4 protein-coding genes are annotated in these 2,362 nt (G+C 66.0%); all 4 read left to right on the top strand.

The window, feature by feature from the left end; genetic code table 11:
* The coding region (locus CJP72_RS25075) for a DUF6691 family protein (protein WP_162383912.1) at positions 1–287 on the top strand (287 nt) is incomplete at its 5' end.
* An 18-nt stretch (positions 288–305) separates the two neighbouring features.
* Entirely contained in the window at positions 306–740 is a 435-nt protein-coding gene (locus CJP72_RS25070) for a TIGR01244 family sulfur transferase (RefSeq protein WP_018251196.1), read from the top strand.
* Positions 737–1,969: an NAD(P)/FAD-dependent oxidoreductase gene (locus CJP72_RS25065; RefSeq protein ID WP_018251197.1), complete on the top strand. Its 1,233-nt coding sequence runs from the start codon at positions 737–739 to the stop codon at positions 1,967–1,969. Before CJP72_RS25070 ends, CJP72_RS25065 begins: the two co-directional genes overlap by 4 nt.
* Positions 1,966–2,362, top strand: a 397-nt coding sequence (locus CJP72_RS25060; RefSeq protein WP_162383911.1) for a sulfite exporter TauE/SafE family protein, incomplete at its 3' end; no start/stop codon positions are given. The genes CJP72_RS25065 and CJP72_RS25060, both read left to right, overlap by 4 nt.

The raw sequence follows: 2,362 nt of genomic DNA, 5'->3' as shown, positions 1-2,362 counted from the left end.
TGGCGGGAGCGATCCTGCCGATGGCGATAGCCTGGCTCATCGTGCGTGGACGCTCTACGCCGATCGTCGCGGAGCAATTCCATACGCCGGCCACGTCGCCGATCGACGCGCGCCTCCTCGGCGGTGCCGCCCTGTTCGGCATAGGCTGGGGCCTTGTCGGCCTGTGCCCCGGCCCCGCCATCGCCGCGCTCGCGATCCAGCCTGCCCCCGCGCTGCTCTTCACCGCTGCAATGGCGCTCGGCGCAGCCATCCACCGCTTCGCACTCATCCCACGCCGTTCGGCGTGACCGGACAGGAGACATTACATGGCCTTCAAGAAGATCACACCGTCCTTCTCGGCTGCTCCCCAGCTCACCCGGGATGATGTCGCTGCCGCCGCACAGGCGGGGTTTCGCTCGATCGTTTCGAGCCGGCCAAATGGCGAGGAGCAGGGACAGCCGAGCGCACACGAGATGGCCCGGATCGCCGAAGAACACGGCCTTGCGTTCGCCCATGTCCCGATCGTGCCGGGCAAGGCGACCGATGCCGATGCGGACCGGATGAAGGAAGCGCTGACTGCGCTGCCGGGACCGACGCTCGGCTTCTGCCGAAGCGGCACGCGGGCGGCTACCCTATGGGCGCTGGCGGAGGCGAGTCATGCCGATCCCGAAACGATCGTCGGTCAGGCCAAGGCAGCCGGGTACGACCTGGCCGATCTGAAGCCGGCGCTCGCTCGCCGGTCCGAAAGAACCGGCAAATGACCTACGACATCGTCATCATCGGAGGCGGAGCTGCGGGCATCGCAACCGCCGCCAGCATCCTGAAACGTAACGCCAAGGTGTCGATCGCGGTCGTCGATGCGGCCCGGGACCATTATTACCAGCCCGGTTGGACGTTAGTCGGGGCAGGCGTTTTCACCCCCGAACAGACCCGCAAGGCCGAAGCCGATGTCATGCCCAAGGGCGTCGAATGGATCCGGCTGCCGGCGATCACCATCGACCCCGAGCGTCAGGCGATCACCCTGGGCGACGGGGATACGATCGCCTATCGTGTCCTGATCGTCGCCCCCGGCCTGCGTTTGGCGTGGGAGAAGATCGCGGGGCTTACCGAAGCGTTGGGCCGCAACGGGGTCACGTCCAACTACCGCTACGATCTGGCGCCCTACACCTACCAGCTTGTCCAGGAATTGCAGCGGGGACGCGCGCTGTTCTCGCAACCGCCGATGCCGATCAAGTGCGCCGGCGCGCCTCAAAAGGCGATGTACCTGTCCTGCGACATCTGGCGCGAACGCGGTGTTCTCCCCGCGATCGACGTCGAATTTCACAACGCCGGTGCGGCGCTGTTCGGCGTCGCGACCTATGTCCCTGCGCTGATGGAATATGTCGAGAAGTATAGGATCAACCTCAAGCTCGAATCCAACCTCGTCGCGGTCGACGCCGATCGGCGTATTGCCACCTTCGAGCGCAAGCAGAACGGTGTCAGCGAGCGGATCGAGCGCGGGTTCGACATGCTCCACGTCGTGCCGCCGCAGGTGTCGCATGACGTCGTTGCCAAAAGTTCGCTCGCGGCGGCAAACGGCTTCGTCGAGGTCGATGAGGCGACGCTGCGCCACAAGCGATACGACAACGTCTTTGCCTTGGGCGATGCTGCGGGGACGAGCAATGCGAAGACGGCTGCGGCAGCCCGCAAGCAGGCACCCGTGGTGGCGGTCAACGCGCTCGCCGCACTCGAAGGCAAGCCTCCTGTTGTCGACTATGACGGCTATGGGTCGTGCCCGCTCACCGTCGAGCGCGGCAAGATCGTCCTCGCCGAGTTCGGCTATGGTGGAAAACTGCTCCCCAGCTTTCCGTCGTGGCTGCTGAACGGCACGCGCCCGACGCGCGCTGCCTGGTTCCTGAAGGAGCGGATGCTGCCCCCGATTTACTGGCAAGGCATGCTGAAAGGCCATGAATGGATGGCGGCTCCGCATAAGATCGGCAAAGCGGCATGACCCTCGAACCGATCCAGTATCTGCTGGGTGCGTTATCCGGCAGCCTGGTGGGCTTTACCCTCGGGCTTGTCGGCGGGGGCGGCTCGATCCTCGCCGTCCCACTCATGGTCTATCTGGTGCGCGTGCCCGACGCCCATCTCGCCATCGGCACGAGCGCGTTCGCCGTCGCGGCTAACGCCGCCACGGGGCTGATCGGCCATGCAAGGGCGCATAACGTCAAATGGCGCTGTGGCGGCATGTATGCGACCGCCGGCGTCATCGGCGCCCTGTTCGGCTCTACCGCGGGCAAGGCCGTCGACGGCGGCAAGCTCCTGTTCCTGTTCGCACTGGTCATGGTCGTCGTCGGCGTCCTGATGCTGCGCGGGCGCGGTGACACGGGCAACCCGGGGGCGT

It is taken from the genome of Citrobacter sp. NCU1 (genome assembly GCF_010231475.1).
Lineage (GTDB): Bacteria > Pseudomonadota > Gammaproteobacteria > Enterobacterales > Enterobacteriaceae > Citrobacter_D.
This window is presented reverse-complemented; position numbering and strand designations above follow the sequence as displayed.

Bases quoted from the DNA above. Each gene is read 5' to 3' on its own strand.
- CJP72_RS25070 (WP_018251196.1), top strand. From the start codon at position 306: ATGGCCTTCAAGAAGATCACACCGTCCTTCTCGGCTGCTCCCCAGCTC.
- CJP72_RS25065 (WP_018251197.1), top strand. From the start codon at position 737: ATGACCTACGACATCGTCATCATCGGAGGCGGAGCTGCGGGCATCGCA.